Raw genomic sequence first — 19,619 nt, 5'->3', positions numbered from 1 at the left:
CGGAGTCAGCAATGAGCAATCTGCACGAAAACAGCATCATCATCGATGGTCTGAACATTTCCAAGTTCGACCGCTCGGTATTCGAAGACATGCGCAAAGGCGGCATTACCGCGGCGAACTGCACGGTGTCCGTGTGGGAGAGCTTTACGAAGACCGTCGATAATATTGCGCAGATGAAACAGCAGATTCGCGACAACGGCGAATTGCTCACGCTCGTGCGCACGACCGACGATATCCTGCGCGCGAAAAAGGAAAACCGCACGGGCGTGATTCTCGGCTTCCAGAACGCGCATGCGTTCGAGGACAACATCGGCTATATCGAAGCATTCGCCGATATGGGCGTGCGCGTGGTGCAGCTTTGCTACAACACGCAGAATCTCGTGGGCACCGGTTGTTATGAACGCGACGGCGGCCTCTCCGATTTCGGCCGCGAAGTGATCACGGAAATGAATCGCGTGGGGATCATGGTCGATCTTTCGCACGTGGGCGGCAATACGTCTTCGGAAGCCATCGCATTTTCGAAGAAGCCGGTCTGCTATTCGCACTGTCTGCCTTCGGGCCTGAAGGAACATCCGCGCAACAAGAGCGACGCGCAGCTCAAGGAAATCGCCGACGCGGGCGGCTTTGTCGGCGTAACGATGTTTGCGCCGTTCCTCAAGCGCGGCATCGACGCGAGCGTCGAAGACTATATCGAAGCGATCGACTACGTGGTGAATCTGATCGGCGAGGATACGGTCGGCATCGGCACCGACTTCACGCAGGGTTATAGCGTGGACTTCTTCGACTGGCTCACGCACGACAAGGGCCGTTATCGCCGTCTGACGAATTTCGGCAAGGTCGTGAATCCGGAAGGCATTCGCACGATCGGCGAGTTTCCGAATCTCACGGCGGCCATGGAACGCGCCGGCTGGAAAGAATCGCGTATCCGCAAGATCATGGGTGAAAACTGGGTGCGAGTGTTTCGCGACGTCTGGGGCGCGTGATTTTCAGACGTCTCGTAACGCGAAAACAAAAATACGTTTAGCCATTCCGAACCCTAAAAGCTGCAAACCGATAAAACGATTATTCCGGAGCCCCACGAAATGCAACCGCAATTGCCGATCGACGTCGACGCGAATACCGGCGTCTGGACCACGGACGCACTGCCCATGCTGTATGTGCCACGCCACTTCTTCACCAACAATCACACGGCAGTCGAAGAGGCGCTGGGCCGCGAGACCTACGCGGAGATTCTCTATAAGGCGGGCTATAAATCGGCGTATCACTGGTGCGCGAAGGAAGCCGAAAAGCACGGAATGAGCGGCATGGCCGTCTTCGAGCATTATCTGAAGCGCCTCTCGCAACGCGGCTGGGGCCTCTTCACGATCGTCGAAGCCGATCCCGCTACGGCGCACGCACGCATCGAATTGCGTCATTCCTCGTTCGTGCTCGCGCAGCCGGGTAAGCACGGCAAGCTCTGCTACATGTTCGCGGGCTGGTTTGCAGGTGCGATGGACTGGGTCAACGACACGGCCGGTGCCGGCGCGCATGCGCCGCGTGCGCAATCCAGGGAGGTGCAATGCGCCGCCGAAGGTCATGCGCATTGCGTCTTCGAGGTTTCGCCAATCACGTCCTGACGCATTCTCGCGACCGGATCATCAGCCTTAAAAAAAGCCCGCATTACGAATTACCCGAATACCCGAGGCCGTCAGCGATGCGCTATCCCCACTTGTTCAAACCTTTGACGCTCAATCAGCTTACGCTGCGCAACCGCATCGTGAGCACTGCCCATGCCGAGGTCTATGCCGAGCCGGGCGGGCTGCCGGGCGACCGCTATATCCGCTACTACGAAGAGAAAGCCAAGGGCGGTGTGGGCCTCGCGGTGTGCGGCGGCTCGAGTCCGGTGTCGATCGACAGCCCGCAAGGATGGTGGAAGTCGGTGAATCTCTCGACCGACAAGATTATCGATCCGCTCGCGCGTCTGGCCGAGGCGATGCATCGTCACGGTGCGAAGATCATGATTCAGGCCACGCACATGGGACGCCGTTCGGCGTTTCATGGCGAGCACTGGCCGCATCTGATGACGCCGTCGGGCGTGCGCGAACCGGTGCATCGCGGCAATGCGAAGATCATCGAGGTGGAGGAAATTCGCCGCATCATCGCGGACTTTGCGGCGGCTGCAAAGCGCGTGAAGGATGCGGGGATGGACGGCATCGAAATCTCCGCCGCGCATCAGCATTTGATCGATCAATTCTGGAGCCCGCGCACCAATTTTCGCACCGACGAATGGGGCGGTTCGCTGAAGAACCGTTTGCGCTTTGGCGTGGAAGTGCTCGAAGCCGTGCGCGAAGCGGTCGGTAAGGATTTTTGCGTGGGCTTGCGCATGTGTGGCGACGAATTCCACGAAGATGGTCTCGATCACGAGCAATTGAAAGAGATCGCGCAGGCCATGGCGGAAACCGGTTTGATCGATTATATCGGCGTGATCGGCTCGGGCGCGGATACGCACAACACGCTCGCGAATTGCATGCCGCCGATGGCCTTGCCGCCTGAGCCGTTCGTGCATCTCGCCGCGGGTATCAAGTCGGTGGTCAATCTGCCCGTGATGCACGCACAGAGCATTCGCGATGCGGGCCAGGCCGAGCGCCTGCTCGCGAACGGCATGGTCGATCTCGTGGGCATGACGCGCGCGCAGATTGCCGACCCGCATATGGTCATCAAGATTCGCGACGGCCGGGAAGACGAAATCAAGCAATGCGTGGGCGCGAATTATTGCATCGACCGCCAGTACAACGGGCTCGACGTGCTCTGTGTGCAGAACGCGGCGACGTCGCGTGAAGCGACCATGCCGCATGTGATCGAAAAATCACGCGGAGCGAAGCGCAAGGTGGTCGTCGTGGGTGCGGGTCCGGCGGGACTGGAAGCGGCGCGCGTAGCGCGTTTGCGTGGTCACGACGTCGTGCTGTTCGAAAAGGGCGACGCCGTTGGCGGTCAGATTCTGCTTGCCGCGAAAGCGCCGCAGCGCGAGCAGATGGCCGGCATCGTACGCTGGTTCGATATGGAAACGAAGCGTCTTGGCGTCGATCGTCGCCTGGGCGTGGAAGCGGATGATAAAACCATTCTCGCTGAGAGGCCCGACATCATCGTGCTCGCGACCGGGGGCTCGGCCTTCACGCAACAGGTGCCTGCGTGGGGCGTCGACACGGGGCTCGCGGTGAGTTCGTGGGACATTCTTTCGGGCCGCGTGGCGCCGAAGCAGAATGTGCTCGTCTACGACGGCGTAAGCACGCATGCGGGCGCGGGCGTGGCCGACTTCATGTCGAGCCGGGGCTCGAAGGTGGAGATCGTGACGCCGGACGTGAAAGTGGCCGACGACGTGGGCGGCACGACATTCCCGATTTTCTATCGCCGACTTTACGCGCAAGGCGTCATTCACACGCCGAATTACTGGCTCGACCGCGTGTACGAGGAAGACGGCAAGAAGATCGCCGTACTGCGCAACGAATATACGGAAGAGCAGGAAGAGCGCGCGGTCGATCAGGTGGTGATCGAAAACGGCAGCACGCCCAATGACGCTTTGTACTGGAAACTCAAACCCGAATCGCTCAATCGCGGCCAGGTGGATGTGCACAAACTGTTTGCTGCCGAACCGCAGCCCTCGTTGTCCGAAGAGCTGGGCAATGGCCGTTTCCTGCTGTTCCGCGTGGGCGACTGCATTTCGATGCACAACATCCACGGTGCAATTTACGACGCGCTGCGCCTCGCGAAGGACTTCTGAACCATGAACCCGACCTGGCTGATTACCGCGCTACTGTGGCTGTCGATGGCGGGGCTGGCGTTCGCAGTCGCGAGGCGCGCGTCATACTGGCGAGTGGGACGCGCAGCAGCGCCTTCGTCTACTGGCGTCGACAAGCTGTTCAGCATTCCGAAGCGTTATTTCGTGGATCTGCATCATGTGGTCGCGCGTGATCCTTATATCGCCAAGACGCACGTGGCGACGGCAGGCGGCGCGATTGCGGCGCTGGCGCTCGTGTTCATCAATTATGGGCTGGCTATTTATTCGCCGTGGATCGACAAGCTCATTTTTTTCGCGGCAATCGCCATGCTGATCGGCGTGGTGTTCGTGTGGCGTCGACGTCGTGCGAAGCAGCGGCCCGCACGACTTTCTCGCGGTCCGTGGAATGCACTGCCGTGGCTGCTGGGTTCGTTCGCGCTGGGCATCGCGCTCTTTACACTGGTGCCCGCGAGCGCGATGTCGGGCGGATTCGCGGTGCTGTGTGCGGCACTGATCGGTGTGGGTGCGTTCGCGATGACGTTTGGCGCCGCAAAAGGCGGCCCGATGAAACACGCCGTGGCGGGTTTGCTGCATCTCGCGTTTCATCCGCGCCAGGAACGCTTCGCCGCTACACGTGAAGCGTGGACTGGCAATGGCACCGCCACGCCGCCCACTGCACTGAAACTCGCCGATGTCGAGCAGCAACAGGACTATGGCGTAGCGAAGGCGGTGGAATTTCGCTGGAATCAATTGCTGAGTTTCGATGCCTGCGTGCAATGCGGCAAATGCGAGGCGGCGTGTCCCGCCTTCGCGGCCGGTCAACCGCTCAATCCGAAGAAGCTGATTCAGGACCTCGTCGTGGGCATGGCGGGCGGAACGGACGCCGCGTATGCAGGTAGTCCGACGCCGGGCATTCCCGTCGGCCAGCATCGCGGCACGCCGAATGGTCCGATCGTCTCCGGCTTGATCGAAGCGCAAACGCTGTGGTCGTGCACCACCTGCCGCGCGTGCGTGCAGGAGTGCCCGATGCTGATCGAGCATGTCGATGCCATCGTCGATATGCGTCGCAATCAGACGCTCGTACACGGCACCGTGCCGGGCAAAGGCCCGGAAGTGCTGGCGAATCTGCGCGAGACGGGGACGGCGGGCGGCTACGACAAGGCGGCTCGCTACGACTGGTCGGTCGATCTCAATGCACCCATCGCGCAAGCGGGCCAGCGCGTTGACGTGCTGCTCGTGGCGGGCGAAGGCGCGTTCGACATGCGTTATCAACGCACGCTGCGGGCGTTCGTGAAAGTGCTGAACAAGGCGGGCGTGAATTATGCGGTGCTCGGCGCGCAGGAAGCGGATACGGGTGACGTCGCGCGTCGTCTCGGCGACGAGGCCACGTTCCAGCACATGGCGCAGCAGATGATGCGCACGCTGGCGACGCTGAGTTTCGCGCGCATCGTCACCGCGGATCCGCATGTGATGCACAGCCTGCGCAATGAATATCGCGCGTTGGGTGCGCGCTACGACGTCCTGCATCACACGACCTTGCTCGCCGAACTGGCCGCGAGCGGTCGCATCGCACCGAAGGCAGCCGAAGCGCTGCGCGAGAAACGCACGACGTACCACGATCCCTGTTATCTGGGCCGCTACAACGGCGAGATCGAAGCGCCGCGCAAATTGCTCAAGACCATTGGCATTCAGGTCGTGGAAATGGAGCGCAACGGTCTGCGCGGACGATGCTGCGGCGGCGGCGGCGGCGCGCCGCTTACGGATATTCCGGGCAAGCAGCGCATTCCGGATATCCGTATGGCCGACGCGCGCGCAGTGGGGGCGGACGTCGTCGCCGTGGCATGCCCGAATTGCACGGCAATGCTCGAAGGCGTCGTGGGCCCGCGCGCGGAAGTGCTTGACGTGGCCGAACTCGTAGCCGCTTCGCTGGAGTAAATCGATGAACGCAACGACGAACGCAATCAAGCGGATCGATCCGCGTCGGCCTTTTATTGTCACGGCGACGGGGCTCAAGCGGATCACGCTGGGCGAGACCGGAAGTGCCAATACAGGCGATGGTCAGTGGGACGCGCATCGTGCGCACGGTGATATCGCCAAACCCAAAAGAACGATCAGGCATCCGAATCAAATCATTCTGGCCGCGGCCCATACGGAGCGAGGTGCGCTCGACGATCACGCGTGCCAGGTCATTGCGGCCGCCGCGCTGCTCGCCGATGCGCAAACCGAAGTCGCGCTGCTGGTATTCGGTGAACTCAAGGACGACGCGGCCGCGCTGGGCGTGGACAAACTGATCGAATTGACGGACTACGACCGCCGCACGTTCGCGCCGGAAAGCGAATTGCGCGCGCTGCAGGCGTGTGCTGCGGCGCTTGCGCCGCGTCACGTGCTGCTGCCGGACAACGCGAGCGGCGACGGCGATCTCGGCCGCCGTTATGCCGCGTCGACCGGCGCGAGCGTGGCCACGCATGTGGTGGAAATCGACGCGAAACATGTGGGGGTCTACGAGCAGGCGAAGCGTGCATTCGCGACGCGCGCCCTGCCGGATGTGATGCTGCTGGCGCCCAATGCGGTGGAAGCGAAGCTGCCGTTTATCGGTGCGGGCGAGCGCCTCGCTGGCGATTTCATTCGACCGGCAAGCGATCTTTCTCAACCGTATCGCGATCTCGGCATCGAAGAGATCGATGCTGCGCAGGTCGCGCTGGAAGAGGCGGACTTTATCGTCGCCGCGGGCAACGGTGTAAGCGATGTCGCTCAGTTCGAATGCCTTGCTGGCGTGTTCGGCGCAGCGATCGGCGCGAGCCGTGTGGCGGTCGACAACGGTCATTTCACGCGCGACAAGCAGGTGGGCGCGACTGGCAAGACGGTGGAGGCCAGTGTGTATATCGCGTTCGGCATTTCCGGCGCCGTGCAGCATTTGCAGGGTATCAAGGATTGCCGTCACGTGATCGCCGTGAATCTCGACGGCAGCGCGCCCATTGCCAAACGCGCGAATCTCACCGTGGTGGGCGATGCACAGGCGACAATCGCCGCGTTGATCGAACAGGTGCAGGCGGCGCGCGGCGCGAGTCGCGCGACGCCCGCTGAAACGCGCGTCGTCGCGCGCGAACGTCATCCCGCAGGAGTGGCCGCATGAACGCACCAGGACGGATCGAACGCATCGCGGTGCTCGTCTCGACAGGACGCCATCCGGTGAGCGGTACGCCGCGCTATAGCCGTAACGATGCGCTCGCGCTCGAACTCGGGCGCCAACTCGCGCAACGCCATCGTGCATTGATCGACGTGATTCACGCGGGCGATCCGCACGATCCCGCTTTGAACGACTATCTCGCGCTCGGCGCGCGCGAAGTGCAAGTGCTCGCCTGTGCGGAACACGACGACGCGGCGCGCGTGCTCGCCGAACGCGTGCGCGGCTATGACCTTGTGCTGACCGGCACGCGCGCGGAAGGCGCGCACGATTCGGGCATGTTGCCGTATGGCGTGGCGGCGGCGCTGGCGTTGCCGATCGTCGGCGGTGCGGTCGACATCGACGTCGACGCGGCGAGTCGCAGCGCCATCGTGCGCCAGTTCTTGCCGAAAGGGTTGCGTCGCCGCGTGCAGATCGCGCTGCCCGCCGTGATTGCGGTGCATCCGCTGGCGAACGCTCAACCGCGCTATGCCTACGCGCGCATGCGTGCCGGCACGATCCAGCCTGCCGTGATCGGACGTTTCAAGTCTGACGAATCGGGCGCGTGGCGTGTCGGGCCGGCGGAGCGCAAACCGGTGAAATTCGCCGCCGCCGAAAAGCGTTCGGGCCATGCGCGCATGCTTTCCGCCACCACGACCGAAAGCCGCGGCGGCAACGTCGTAATTGAAGGGAGTTCGGTCGAAAAAGCACAAGTGATTCTCGCGTATTTGCGCGAGCATCAACTCATCGATTACTGAATTTGCCGGTCTGTCGGCAAGAACCAGGGATGCAAAATCCGGAGCACACGATGAACGTATCGGCAGACATTCGCGCACTGCTGGCGCGCCGCGAAGAAGGGTATAGCCTCGAAGCACCGTTTTACCGCAGCGAAGAAATTTTCGCGCTCGATATGGAGGCGATTTTCCGCCAACACTGGATTCAGGTCGCCGTGGAGCCGGAAGTGCCGGAGCCGGGCGATTATGTGACCGTGGAACTGGGTGGCGATTCGATTCTGATCGTGCGCGACGACGACATGCAGGTGCGCGCGTTTCATAACGTTTGCCGCCATCGCGGCGCGCGTTTGTGCAACGAGCAGAAAGGCACCGTGGGCAATATCGTTTGCCCGTATCACAGCTGGACGTACAACCTCACCGGCGAACTGATGTTCGCCGAGCATATGGGCGAGCAATTCGACCGTTGCAAGCACAGCCTGAAGCCGGTGCACGTGCAAAACCTGGCCGGCTTGATCTTCGTGTGTCTCGCCGACGATCCGCCCGCCGACTTCGCGATGATGCGCGCCGCCATGGAGCCGTATCTGTTGCCGCACGATTTGCCGGCGTGCAAAGTCGCCGCGCAGGTCGACATCATCGAGAAAGGCAACTGGAAGCTCGTGATGGAAAACAATCGCGAGTGTTATCACTGCGTTGCCAACCATCCCGAACTCACGATTTCGCTCTATGAATACGGCTTCGGCTACCAGCGCACGACGGCAAACGCCGAAGGCATGGACGCGTTCGAGCGCACCTGCACGGAACGCGCGCAGCAATGGGAGAAAATGAATCTGCCGTCGGTGGAAATCGAAAAACTGCTGGACGTCACGGGATTTCGCACGCAACGACTGCCGCTCGATCGCAGCGGTGAATCGCAGACGCTCGATGCGAAAGTGGCCTCGAAGAAACTGCTCGGCGAATTCCGCAATGCCGATCTGGGCGGTCTGTCGTTCTGGACGCAGCCGAATTCGTGGCATCACTTCATGAGCGATCACATCGTGTCGTTTTCGGTGATTCCGTTGTCGGCGGGCGAAACGCTCGTGCGTACGCGCTGGCTCGTCCATCAGGAAGCGCGCGAAGGGATCGATTACGACGTGGCGAATCTCACGGCGGTATGGAACGCGACCAACGACCAGGACCGCACGCTGGTGGAATATTCGCAGCGCGGCGCGGCCAGCAGCGCGTATGAGCCGGGCCCGTATTCGCCGTACACGGAAGGGCTGGTGGAGAAGTTCACGGCCTGGTATGTCGGCCGTCTTGCCGAGAAGATCGGCGCATAACGTAGAACGCGTATGACGCGGAGAGTCTGACATGATGCGAGATGCGGCCCAATTCGATCCCACGGACAGCCGGGTGACGCGCCCGGCGTTCTGGGGCACGCTGCCCGAACGCTGGACGAGCGACGTCGAGGAAACCCTCGTGTGCTGTCACGTGCGGCAGGAAACGCACGACGTGAAGAGTTTTTTTCTGCGCTCGCCGCAAGGGCGCACGTTCTCGTTCGAACCCGGGCAATTCGTGACGCTCGAACTCGAAATAGACGGCGAGTCGGTGAATCGATGCTATACGATTTCGTCTTCGCCCGCGCGGCCGCATACTATTTCCATTACGGTGAAGCGCGTGCCGGGCGGGAAGGTCTCCAACTGGCTGCACGATAATCTGCAACCGGGCGCGACCTTGCGCGTGCTCGGTCCCGCGGGCGATTTCACGTGTGCACGGCATCCGGCGAACAAATTTCTATTTCTCTCGGCGGGTTCGGGCGTCACACCGCTGATGTCGATGAGCCGTGCGCATCACGATCTTGCTGAGGACCGCGATATCGTATTCGCGCATAGCGCACGCACGCCGGACGACATTATCTTCGCGCGAGAACTCGAATTGATTGCATCGGGTCATGCGCATTTTCGCACCGCGTTCGTCTGCGAACGCGTGGGCGCACGGACGGACTGGCATGGCGTGACGGGCTTTCTCTCGCTGCCCCTGCTCAAATTGATCGCGCCGGATTTCATGGAGCGCGAGATTTTCTGTTGTGGGCCCGCGCCTTATATGCAGGCCGTGCGCAATCTGCTGGACGAAGCGGGCTATGCACGCGAGCACTATCACGAAGAGAGTTTCTCGTTCGAAACACTGACGGCGGACGAACCCGACACGCAGACGCACGAACTCGCGCAGGCTGCCACGCAAACTTTCGCCGACGCGACCACGTACACGATCACCTTCGCAAAAAGCCGTCGCGAGATTGCCTGCAACTCGCAGCAAACCGTGCTCGAAGCGGCGCGCCAGGCCGGCGTGCGTCTCGCCTCGTCGTGCGCGCAAGGCATGTGCGGAACCTGCAAGGTCAAACTCGTTTCCGGGCAGGTGGAGATGAAGCACAGCGGCGGCATTCGTCAGCGCGAAATCGATCAGGGCATGGCGTTGCTGTGCTGTTCGAAGCCGCTTTCGGATCTCGTCGTCGATAAATAAAAGCAGGGAAAAAGCCCGCGTCGCTAGACGACAAGATTGCGTCGGAATTCGACGATATCGGCAAATTGTGGCGGGGGAATCTGGAGGTGCACGGGGCGCGTTGCCCGGTTACAGGAGATCGACCTTGAAGCTGCCAGGAAAATATGTGTGGGCCGGCGTGCTGTCGGCGATGGTGGGCCTGAGCGCCCCTGCGTGGGCCGACGGCAAGCCGACGCTGAAAATCGGCTACGTCGAAGGCTGGGACGATAGCGTGGCGACATCCAACGTCGCGGCGCGCATTATCGAAAAGCGTTTCGGCTATCAGGTGCAACTCGTGCCCGTGGCCGCGGGCATCATGTGGCAGGGCGTGGCGCGCGGCGACCTCGACGCGACGCTCTCCGCGTGGCTGCCGGTGACCCAGGGCGCGTACTGGGCGCAGTTCAAGGACAAGGTCGTCGATCTTGGCACGAACTTTCCAGGCGCGAAAATCGGGCTCGTCGTGCCCGATTATGTCGGCGCGAAAAGCATCGACGATCTCAATGCGCAAAAGAGCGCATTCGGTGGCCGTATCGTGGGCATTGACGCCGGTGCGGGCGTGATGACCAAGACCGATCAGGCCGTCAAGCAATACGATCTGAGCTACACCGTCATGCCGAGTTCGGGCAGCGCGATGACGGCGGAACTCGCGCGTTCGTTGAATGCGAAAAAGCCGGTGATCGTCACGGGCTGGACGCCGCACTGGATGTTTGCGAAATACAAACTGCGCTTCCTCGACGATCCGAAGAATGTGTATGGCGCGGCGGAGCATGTCGACAACGTGGCGAATCCGGAACTGGAAACGAAGGCACCGCAAGTCGTGTCGTTCCTGAAGAAGTTTCAATGGAAGCCGGGCGAAATCGATAGCGTGATGCTCGCGATTCAAAACGGCGAAAAACCGGATGCCGCCGCCGATACATGGATCGCCGCTCATGGCGACCGCGTGAATACCTGGGTTGCGGCGCAGTAAGCGTGAGCCAGCGCCCCGTGCGTGCGTCGCGAAGCGAACAGGCTTGATGTTTCGCGACGGCGCGCCGGGTGCAATGCAGCATGCGCGAGGCGCACAACGCGCCTTGGTTCGTTTTTCAATCAGCTCGTTTTCAGCGGTGTTTCGCCCACACAGTGCCCCGTTCAGGTGCGCGCGGTGGCGCGGCCGGCTTGCTGCGCCGATTGCAGCAGGCGTTGAATAGCCGTGTCGCTTTTGCGTAAGCGTCTGTCGCAAATCGCCATCCCCGCGGGGTTTTTTCTGGCAACCATGTAGATACAGTGTGCGGCGCGTGCGGCACGAGGAGACGGAATCGATGAAAGCCCCCAAGATCGTAGTCGAAGGACTCAGTAAGGTCTTCGGACCGAATCCGAAAACCGCGCGCGATTTGCTCATGAGCGGCGCGACGAAAGACGAGATGTTCGCAAAGACCGGCTACGTGCTCGGCGTGAACAAGGCGTCGTTCTCGGTGCAGGAAGGCGAGATCTTCGTGCTGATGGGCCTCTCGGGTTCCGGAAAGTCCACGCTGATTCGTCTGATTAACCGGCTCGTCGAACCCACGGCGGGCAAAGTCGTGATCGATGGCCGCGATATTGCGGCGGTGAAGCGTTCCGAGCTGGTTTCGCTGCGCCGCACCGACATGAGCATGGTGTTCCAGTCATTCGCGCTGATGCCGCAACGCACGGTGCTGTCGAATGCCGCGTTCGGCCTCGAAGTGGCCGGCGTAGGGCGCAAGGAGCGCGAGCAACGCGCGCTCGCGGTGCTGGAGCAGGTCGGGCTGGCCGCCTTCGCGCAGAAGCTGCCCGCCGAGCTTTCCGGCGGCATGCAGCAGCGTGTGGGCCTTGCGCGCGCGCTGGCCGTGAATCCGTCGCTGATGATCATGGATGAAGCGTTCTCCGCGCTCGATCCGCTCAAGCGCAAGGAAATGCAGAACGTGTTGCTGCAATTGCAGAAGGAACAGCAGCGCACCATCATGTTCGTTTCGCACGATCTGGAAGAGGCGCTGCGCATCGGCACGCGCATCGCGATCATGGAAGGCGGTTGTATCGTGCAGATCGGCACGCCGCAGGAAATCATCAGTCATCCTGCCGATGAATATGTGCGTGCGTTTTTCGATGGCGTGGATACCAGCCGCTATCTCACGGCAGGCGATCTCATGCAGCGCGAAGCTGTGCCGCTCGTCCACGCGCTCGATCCGAAGAGCGTGGCCGCTTCGTTGAACGGCAGCGCCGATTACGCGTTCGTGCTCGACGCGCAACGCCGCATCAGCGGCTTTGTCACGCGCGATGCGATCGGCGTGGCGCAACCGTCGGTGCGCAAGGTGGAATGCATTTCGCTCGCCGCGCCGCTCGAACAGGTCGTCTCGCGCGTATGCGCGAACGTCACCGCGTTGCCCGTGGTCGACGAAGAGGGCCGCTATTGCGGGTCCATCGATCAGGCTGCGGTCCTGAAGGTCATTACGCGTAACAGGAGTGCCCATGTCTGAGATCATTCCCCTTGGCCGCTGGGTCGATCAGTCGGTTCATTATCTGCTCGATCACGACGCGAATAGTTTCGACGCCGTCGGCAAGGCCATCGAGAGCTTTGCCGCGTTTATCGAGCACGGCTTGCAGGCCATTCCCATGTGGGCGCTGATGGCGTTCTTCATTGCTGTCGGCCTGTGGCGCGTGGGCTGGCGTTTCGCGATGTTCGCTACGGCGTCGCTATTGCTGATCTACGCGACCGGCTTCTGGGATCAGACCGTCGTCACGCTTGGGCTGACATTGTCGTCGACATTGATCAGTCTCGTGGTCGGGATTCCGCTCGGTATCTGGACCGCGAAGAACAAACTCGTGCAAACCATCGTGCGGCCGATTCTCGACCTGATGCAAACGATGCCGGCTTTTGTTTATCTGATTCCCGCTGCGATGCTGTTTGGTCTTGGCCGCGTGCCGGGCATTCTCTCCACGGTGATCTTCGCGATGCCGCCGGCCGTGCGGCTCACGAGCCTCGGCATCAAGCACGTGAACCGCGAAATCGTGGAAGCCGGTCAGGCATTCGGCTGCACGCCGTGGCAACTGCTTTACAAGGTGCAGTTTCCCAATGCGCTGCCGTCGATCATGCAAGGTGTGAACCAGACGATCATGATGGCGCTGTCGATGGTGATCATCGCGTCGATGGTGGGCGCGGGCGGTCTCGGCAACGACGTGCTGGCGAGTATTCAACGCCTCGATATCGGGCTCGGTTTCGAGAGCGGTTTGTCGGTCGTGCTGCTCGCCATCATGCTAGACCGGATTACCGAGAGCTTTGGCCGCGCACCCGGCGCCGTGAGAGCGCCGCTGTTCTCCGGCATCAAGCAACTGTTTCGTCCGCGGCCGATGATTGCCGAGGCTTGAAGTATGGCGTTCCGCGCGCCGCGGTGTTGGCGCGCGGACTGCTTGCCCGGCTTGTGGCGATTGCGTGCGAAAGCCGGTTTATTTCTGTCCGTCGCGGGCACGTGAATATCGGCCCGGCGCGCCCAGCAGGAGCGCAATGTGACGTCCGCCCTCGCCTCGACCGCCGTGCAAGCGGCGATTGAATCGACGTTCGAGCATTTCGGTTTCCTGACTTTGCCGAACTTTTCAATGATCGCGTTTTCCAGCGCGGTCGAAGTCTTGCGCATGGCCAATTACGTGGGCCGTGGCGATCACTATCGATGGTCGGTCTATACGCTCGACGGCGAACCTGCGCGCGCGAGCAACGGCATTGCGGTACGTCCCGCGCAACGCCTCGATCTGAACAAGCTGCCCGACGTGCTGATCGTGTGCGGCGGCATTCGCATTCAGGAAGCCGTGGACGAGCGCGTGCGCGCCGTGCTGGCCGAGGTCGCCGCGCGCGGCATTCCGCTCGGCGGTATCTGCACGGGCGCTTATGCGCTGATTACGAGCGGTTTGCTCGACGGATATCGTTGCGCCGTGCATTGGGAAAATCTCTCGACGTTCTACGAGTCGTTTCCCGACGTGCAATTTGCCGACGAGCTCTTCGTGATCGATCGCGACCGGCTCACGTGCACCGGCGGCACCGCGCCGCTCGATCTCATGCTTGAACTGGTTGGCGCGCGTCTCGGACGGCAAGCGGCGGCAAAAGTCTCCGAGCAATTCATTCTCGAACGCATTCGCGGCTCGACCGATCTGCAGCCGATTCCCGTGGATGCGCGCGTTGGTTTTTCGCGTGCGGAACTCGTGGAAGTCGTGCGCCTCATGGAAGCCAATATCAAGGAGCCGCTTTCGCTTGAAGAACTCGCGCGCCTCGTGCGGCTATCGCAACGCCATTTGCAGCGCATGTTCAAGGAATATTTGAACGTGTCGCCGACACATTATTATTTGAGTTTGCGATTGAAACGCGCGCGCGAATTACTGCGTACGACCGATACGTCGATTGCACGCGTAACGTCGATTTGCGGATTCAATTCGCCGTGTCATTTCAGCAAGGCGTATCGCGTGCAATTCGGACACGCGCCTAGTCACGAGCGGCGCGCGCCGGGCTAACGATCAGCGCCTAGTGCAGCGACGCGCCGGGTTCCACGTCGCTTGTCAGCGAGGAATCGGGGCGAAAGAATGCGTCGAGATCGGGGAATTGCGTCGGTTCCTGGCCGCTGCGTTGCTCGCGAAACATATTCGGCGGCACGCCGAATTGCTTGCGGAATTCTCGCCCGAGATGCGAGGCGTCCGAAAAGCCGCAACTCGATGCAATATCGGCCACCGTGCGGTCGGAACTCGTGAGCAGCCACGCAGCGGTGCGCAGGCGCAGCGCATTGGCGAACGTGCGCGGGCTTTTGCCCGTTTCCGATTTGAACAGACGTTCGAGCTGCCGCGCGGAAAGATTGAGCTTGCAGGCCAGTTCTTCGAGCGGCACGTTGCGTCCCACCTGTTGCTCCATCAGCAGGATCGCGCGTTTGACTTTCGGATGCGTGGCGGGTTCGAGTCCCGGCGGATGCGGCTGCGGCGCGTTGCCTTTCTGCATTTCACCCACCAGCAGAATACGCAGCGCTTTTTGCACGGTGGCGTGATCGAAATGGCGCAACAGAATCGCGGCGGCCACGTCGATCGACGCGCGTCCGCCCGAACAGGTAATGCGCCGCCGGTCGATCACGAAGAGACGGTCGGCCACGATCGCGTCCGCATTGACGGACGGAAAGCGCTCGATAAAGTCCCAATAGTGAAACCAGCTCACGCAGATGCGGTGCGCATCGAGCACGCCCGCGCGCATCAGCGTGAATACGCCGGTGCAGATGCCGACCACGGTGGTCGTGCCCGCGGCGGCGCGGCGGATGTATTGCAGCGTGGCCTCGCTGGCCTGCGGTCCGGAATGCAGCAGGCCGCCGACGATCACGAGGTAGTCGACCGGCTCCGCGTTGTCGAAGGTTTCCCATGGCGTGATCTGAATGCCGCAACTCGCGCGTACCGGCGCGAGCGTTTCGCCCAGCACGCGCCACGAGCAGCGCACCGGCTTGCTGAAATCGCCGTCGTCGGCGGAGAGGCGCAGCATGTCCACGAAACCGGAAAAGGCGGTCAGCGTGAAATTGGGCAACAGCACGATGCCGAAGCGGATGCGCGCCTTCTCGGCGGTCTCGGGCGAGGGAACGATCGGGAGCGGGTTAGACATGGCGGCGCGTGAAAGTGGGAGGCGCGAGGCGGTTTTCGCAAGCGTCGCCGATCGAAAGGGCGCGCGCTTGTGTTTTTCCGCCATCGACTTTCGCAAAAGCGCATATCGCGGGCGTGCTGGCGACGGCGTACCGTCGCGCTGGCGTTTTCATTCTATCGGTTTGCAGCGGCCTTTGGTCAACTGCGTGGTCAGTGTTCCCTGCACCGAAAGGAGCCCCGCGTGCCGCGTGCCCAAACTGTCGAGCTGAATGATCGCGCCTGCCATGGCGATGCCGCCGCGGCGCTCGCGCTGCTGGAGCACAGCATCGGTCGGGGCCACGGGCGCATCGGGCTGTTGCGCTATTGGCAGGCGCGCCGGCTGGGCGCCGCGCTGGAGCCGCGGCATCATGATTATGCGCGGCGCGTGGCTGAAAAAATGAGCGATCGAGCCCTCGCGGCACTCGCGGCGCAGGCGCAGCGGCGCCATCGCGACGAGTCTGCCGCGGTCGCTCAGGCAGGTGCGTCAGAGCACGACCGTGCGCCCGTCGTTGATGAACACGCGGCGCTCCAGAAACGCCTTCACGGCGCGCGCGAGCACCACGCATTCGACGTCGCGCCCCACAGCCAGTAGCCGTTCCGGATCGAAGCTGTGATCGACGCGCTGCACTTCCTGTTCGATGATCGGTCCTTCGTCGAGGTCGTCGGTGACGAAATGCGCCGTCGCGCCGATCAGTTTGACGCCGCGCACATGCGCCTGGTGATAAGGCCGCGCGCCCTTGAAACCGGGCAGAAAAGAATGATGAATATTGATCGCGCGACCCGCGAGGCGGCGGCTCGTTTCGTCGGAAAGAATCTGCATATAGCGCGCGAGCACGAGCAATTCGGAACCGGTCGAATCGAATAGATCGAGAATCGCCGCTTCCTGCTCGCGTTTCGTGTCGGGCGTGATCGGCAAATAATGAAACGGCAAATCGTGCTGATGTGCGAGCGTTTCGAAATCGCGGTGATTCGACGCGATGCCGGCAATATCCATCGGCAATTCGCCCATGCGCCAGCGAAACAGCAGATCGGCGAGGCAATGTTCGAGCCGCGAAACCATGATGAGCACTTTCGGACGCACCTGAAGATCGTGGATGGACCACGTCATCGTGTGCTCGCGCGCGGTGGGCGCGAATTCGTCGCGCAGGCTTGCGAGATTGCAGCTTGCCGTCGTGTCGCGCACGACTTCGTGAAAGACGCAGCGCAGAAAAAAGCGTTCGCTGATGTCGTCGTCGAAAACGGTGAGCTCGTCGATATAGCAGTGGTGCCGGTCCAGAAAGCTCGCGACGGCGGCCACCTGGCCAGCGGCGCTCGGACAGGACAGCGTGAGGACGTATTGATGCGGACGAACGTCGGCGGACATGCGGATTCTCCGGTTATCGTGGTGCGCCTTTCGCATCGCACGCGAAAGGCGATGTCGCGAGTAAGCCATTGTTTGGTGCATCACAGATAGAACGGTTGCGCTCTTTAGCACGTATGGAAACGCCAGGTCGTGTTTGAGTCGCGCGGTGTCGCTTTTTATCGCGTTGCCGGTTTTTAGTCCGGTGACGATTAAAAGGCGAAGTGCGGTGCTTTGACCGGGAGGGAGTGATGGAAACGTTCGTTGGCTTGCGCGCAGGCGCGGCGGAGCACTGCCACGCGCTGTTTCGCGTGCGCACGTCGTTTGACGACGTCTATATGGCAGTGATTCGCTCGAATTACGGCAACGAGGAGCGCGCCGTGGTGGAAGTGGAGCGCGAACGCTTTTTCGCGTTATGGCGTCGCGATCCGCAAGGTTCGCATGCCGCGTATGCGGACGGCAGCATGCTTACCTGGCGCGTCGACGGGCGCTTCGATCTGGCGACCGAGGGGTTCAGTTTCGGCGAGTACGATCCGGTACCGCTGGCCGAAGTGCGCTGCGCCGGAGGCGAGACGCCGTGGGTGGCGTTGAGCGACGGTGTGATCCGCACGGTTTGGCTCGCAGCGCACGGCGCATCGTGCTTTCCGGTGGAATGCCGCGTGGACGAAGCGCCGCGGCTCGCGCGCCACGCGGGGACCGGCGCGCACAAGTGGAGGCGGGTGGCGGAGCTGATTCCGGTTGCGCCCGCCTGAGTGTCCTTACGCCGCCTTCCCCTCGCGCTGCAACGCCTGCACGTTCTCCAGCTGCGCGAGATGGCGCAACAGCTTCGACACCATCATCACGACCGTCAGCGCGAGCACGACGAAGAACACCGCGAGCGGCGTGAGAATCTGCACGGAGACAAAACCCGCAAGTCCCATCATCGCCGAGGAAACCAGCAGCAGCGCGCAGCCGAGAATCGCACTCGTGAGCCCGGCGACTTCGGGGAACAGCGAGTTGCCCTTGGCCATCAGCGTGGGGTACATCGCGCCCGCGCAGAAGCCCATGAACAGCACCGGCGTGGCGAGCGTCCACACGCGCAAGCCAACGGTCAGCGCGAGCACGAGCATGACGATGGCCGACGCCGCCATCGCGAACGAACCGGCGCGCAAACGCACTTCGGGCGTCGGCATACGCGGGCCGTGCAGACGGTTCGAAAGTCCGCCGAGGAAATACATCAGACCGATGCCGAGCGCGAGATAGCCGAAAAACGTCGGCGGTTTGTGCAGCGTGCTCTGCACCATGAACGGCCCGACGATATTGAAAACCAGCAAGATGCTGTAGCACAGTCCTTGCGCAAGAAAACAGCTCTGAAACACCGGGCTCGCGAGCACCTTGCGCGCATTGGCGATGAGCGTGCGCGTTTCGAGCTTCACCGGCTGGCGCAGCGTATCGTGATAGCGCCACAGCACGCCCCACATCACCACGGCCCAAACAAGCAGAAACACGAGGCACGAACGCCAGCCGAACCACGTCTGCAAATGCGCGCCGATCACGGGCGCGATAATCGGCGCGAGTCCCCACGCAATCGACATATACGTGAACGCGTGCAGCAACGCGGTGCCGGAAAACGAATCGGTGATGATGGCTTTCGCCAGCAGATTCGTGGTCGCGATGCCGAAGCCTTGCAGGCAGCGCGCGAGCACGAAGGTTTCCAGATTCGGCGCGACGAGCGACAGCAGACAGCCAATCGTAAAGATCGCAATGCCGAACGCGAGTACGCGCTTGCGTCCGTGGGCGTCGGCAATGGGGCCGAAAATCAGCTGGCCGAGCGCGTACGCGGCCATATAACCGGAAACGCTCGACTGGATCGCTTGCGGCGAAGTCGTGAAGAAGTGCGCCATGGCGGGCAGTGCCGGCACATAAATATCGATTGCGAGTTGTCCGGCCGAGGAAAACAGGCAGATCATGAACAGCAAAAAGCCCGGCGTATTCGTCGCGCGCCGGGCAATGGCGGGCGGATTAACGTTATCGTGGTTCATCACAGCGTCGAAGAGGCGGAATGCGGCGGCGCGGCGGGGGTGGGGCCGGATGCAGGCGCGCGGCGCGCGCGAGATCCGCGCACGCCGCGTGTTTTGACCGCGTGAATAGCCGATATTGTGCCTGTGCTTGCGCGAGTCTGCTCGACGTGGCTCGCGCGGATCGACATCGCCGCGTTGTGGCCATCGGCGACAACTTTCGGCCGCATGCGAAATGCGTGGGTTTTTACGCGTTCGCGCCCTGAAAATCAGGCAAAAAACAGTATCTTCGCGATTTTTACGCAGACGAGCGTCGTCGCGAGCAAAAAGATAACCACGCATTACGCCCATCCCGATGCGTTTTGAAAGGCGGCAAATGCCGCTGCGGCGGCGGCATGCGTGCGAACGGACGTGCGAAAGCGGCATCCGGGAGACGCGATTCAAAGGTGCTGAAGAGAGATCGCTACGGCGCGCTCGATCGGCCTGCCGACGAGAC

Annotated in this window: 16 protein-coding genes and 1 pseudogene; 13 read left to right on the top strand and 4 right to left on the bottom strand. The window is 61.9% G+C overall.

The genetic code is table 11. The annotated features are described in order from the left end of the window. Positions 1-11 precede the first annotated feature (11 nt). From SB764_RS33945 to SB764_RS33890, 12 genes and pseudogenes are all read left to right on the top strand, one after another. Positions 12-983, top strand: coding sequence for a dipeptidase (locus tag SB764_RS33945; RefSeq protein ID WP_110326713.1), 972 nt, complete (start codon positions 12-14; stop codon positions 981-983). Between the two features lie 99 nt (positions 984-1,082). Then, on the top strand, positions 1,083-1,616 hold the full coding sequence (locus SB764_RS33940) for a DUF5943 domain-containing protein (RefSeq protein ID WP_065059933.1): 534 nt from the start codon (positions 1,083-1,085) through the stop codon (positions 1,614-1,616). A gap of 77 nt (positions 1,617-1,693) precedes the next feature. Beyond that, positions 1,694-3,757, top strand: a complete 2,064-nt coding sequence (locus tag SB764_RS33935; RefSeq protein WP_110326715.1) for an NADH:flavin oxidoreductase — start codon at positions 1,694-1,696, stop codon at positions 3,755-3,757. 3 nt (positions 3,758-3,760) lie between these two features. Next, complete coding sequence (locus tag SB764_RS33930) at positions 3,761-5,689, top strand: (Fe-S)-binding protein (protein WP_183713798.1); 1,929 nt, start codon at positions 3,761-3,763, stop codon at positions 5,687-5,689. Between the two features lie 4 nt (positions 5,690-5,693). Further along, positions 5,694-6,887, top strand: a complete 1,194-nt coding sequence (locus tag SB764_RS33925; RefSeq protein ID WP_322007211.1) for an electron transfer flavoprotein subunit alpha/FixB family protein — start codon at positions 5,694-5,696, stop codon at positions 6,885-6,887. Beyond that, the gene (locus SB764_RS33920) at positions 6,884-7,675 is read left to right on the top strand and encodes an electron transfer flavoprotein subunit beta/FixA family protein (RefSeq protein ID WP_110326721.1); all 792 of its coding nucleotides are present in this window, start codon (positions 6,884-6,886) and stop codon (positions 7,673-7,675) included. The genes SB764_RS33925 and SB764_RS33920 overlap by 4 nt, the downstream gene beginning before the upstream one ends. Positions 7,676-7,725: 50 nt before the next feature. Next, positions 7,726-8,967 (top strand): aromatic ring-hydroxylating oxygenase subunit alpha, encoded by a 1,242-nt coding sequence (locus SB764_RS33915; protein ID WP_410866082.1) that lies wholly within the window; start codon positions 7,726-7,728, stop codon positions 8,965-8,967. Between the two features lie 31 nt (positions 8,968-8,998). Continuing rightward, on the top strand, positions 8,999-10,147 hold the full coding sequence (locus tag SB764_RS33910) for an FAD-binding oxidoreductase (RefSeq protein WP_410866081.1): 1,149 nt from the start codon (positions 8,999-9,001) through the stop codon (positions 10,145-10,147). Positions 10,148-10,271: 124 nt separating this feature from the next. Continuing rightward, on the top strand, positions 10,272-11,132 hold the full coding sequence (locus SB764_RS33905) for a glycine betaine ABC transporter substrate-binding protein (RefSeq protein ID WP_065059928.1): 861 nt from the start codon (positions 10,272-10,274) through the stop codon (positions 11,130-11,132). A 223-nt stretch (positions 11,133-11,355) separates the two neighbouring features. Then, positions 11,356-12,633: pseudogene (locus SB764_RS33900) on the top strand (quaternary amine ABC transporter ATP-binding protein); the annotation flags it as partial. Beyond that, on the top strand, positions 12,626-13,522 hold the full coding sequence (gene choW / locus SB764_RS33895) for a choline ABC transporter permease subunit (RefSeq protein WP_065059927.1): 897 nt from the start codon (positions 12,626-12,628) through the stop codon (positions 13,520-13,522). The pseudogene SB764_RS33900 and the gene choW, both read left to right, overlap by 8 nt. A 138-nt stretch (positions 13,523-13,660) precedes the next feature. After that, positions 13,661-14,653 carry a GlxA family transcriptional regulator gene (locus SB764_RS33890; protein ID WP_065059926.1) on the top strand — a complete coding sequence of 331 codons (993 nt, stop codon included), beginning with the start codon at positions 13,661-13,663 and terminating at the stop codon, positions 14,651-14,653. A gap of 10 nt (positions 14,654-14,663) precedes the next feature. Here the strand turns inward: SB764_RS33890 and SB764_RS33885 are convergent, their stop codons facing one another. From SB764_RS33885 to purU, 3 genes are all read right to left on the bottom strand, one after another. Continuing rightward, positions 14,664-15,770 carry a GlxA family transcriptional regulator gene (locus SB764_RS33885; protein WP_080180220.1) on the bottom strand — a complete coding sequence of 369 codons (1,107 nt, stop codon included), beginning with the start codon at positions 15,768-15,770 and terminating at the stop codon, positions 14,664-14,666. Between the two features lie 147 nt (positions 15,771-15,917). Next, complete coding sequence (locus tag SB764_RS33880; RefSeq protein ID WP_065059925.1) at positions 15,918-16,235, bottom strand: hypothetical protein; 318 nt, start codon at positions 16,233-16,235, stop codon at positions 15,918-15,920. 36 nt (positions 16,236-16,271) lie between these two features. Further along, positions 16,272-17,150 (bottom strand): formyltetrahydrofolate deformylase, encoded by an 879-nt coding sequence (purU, locus tag SB764_RS33875; RefSeq protein WP_410866080.1) that lies wholly within the window; start codon positions 17,148-17,150, stop codon positions 16,272-16,274. Between the two features lie 227 nt (positions 17,151-17,377). Here purU and SB764_RS33870 point away from each other — a divergent pair, with 227 nt between their 5' ends. Further along, the gene (locus tag SB764_RS33870) at positions 17,378-17,878 is read left to right on the top strand and encodes a plasmid fertility inhibition factor family protein (RefSeq protein ID WP_110326723.1); all 501 of its coding nucleotides are present in this window, start codon (positions 17,378-17,380) and stop codon (positions 17,876-17,878) included. Positions 17,879-17,884: 6 nt separating this feature from the next. Here SB764_RS33870 and SB764_RS33865 read toward each other — a convergent pair whose 3' ends face one another. Then, a complete protein-coding gene (locus SB764_RS33865) occupies positions 17,885-19,147 on the bottom strand; it encodes a multidrug effflux MFS transporter (protein ID WP_321941475.1) in 1,263 nt (420 codons plus the stop codon). Between the last annotated feature and the right edge of the window lie 472 nt (positions 19,148-19,619).

Source organism: Paraburkholderia sp. SIMBA_027 (assembly GCF_046535315.1).
Classification (GTDB): domain Bacteria; phylum Pseudomonadota; class Gammaproteobacteria; order Burkholderiales; family Burkholderiaceae; genus Paraburkholderia; species Paraburkholderia tropica.
The sequence above is the reverse complement of the archived record's forward strand: the minus strand, read 5'-3'. Positions and strand labels throughout refer to the sequence as shown.